The following is a 289-nucleotide window of genomic DNA, read 5'->3' as shown; positions in this document are numbered from 1 at the left end:
AGAGCAGACGCAATCCGACAAAGCCGGCACCGAACCGCGCAAGGGCATGCCGAGCCCGCGCCTCGGCGAGGCGGTATTCACGATGCCGGGCTGGGTCGAAGAAGGCTGGATGATGCTGAAGGAAAGCGTCACCGGCTTTATCGACGACAATGCGCTGAGCCGCGGCGCGGCGATGGCGTTTTACGCCACCACCTCGCTGGCGCCGATCCTGCTGATTGTCGTGGCGATCGCCGGTTTCGTCGTCGGCAACGACGCCGCCCAGCTCGCGCTGTCGGCCGAGATTTCCGGC

The 289-nt window shown here is 66.1% G+C and carries 1 pseudogene; it reads left to right on the top strand.

Annotation, left to right across the window (positions count from 1 at the left end):
- Nucleotides 1-46: 46 nt before the first annotated feature.
- A pseudogene (locus EN852_RS39715) lies at nucleotides 47-289 on the top strand (hypothetical protein); the annotation flags it as partial.

This window comes from Mesorhizobium sp. M2E.F.Ca.ET.209.01.1.1, from assembly GCF_004010375.2.
Classification (GTDB): domain Bacteria; phylum Pseudomonadota; class Alphaproteobacteria; order Rhizobiales; family Rhizobiaceae; genus Mesorhizobium.
Note: the sequence above shows the minus strand (reverse complement) of the source record. Positions and strands in the feature narration are given on the sequence as shown.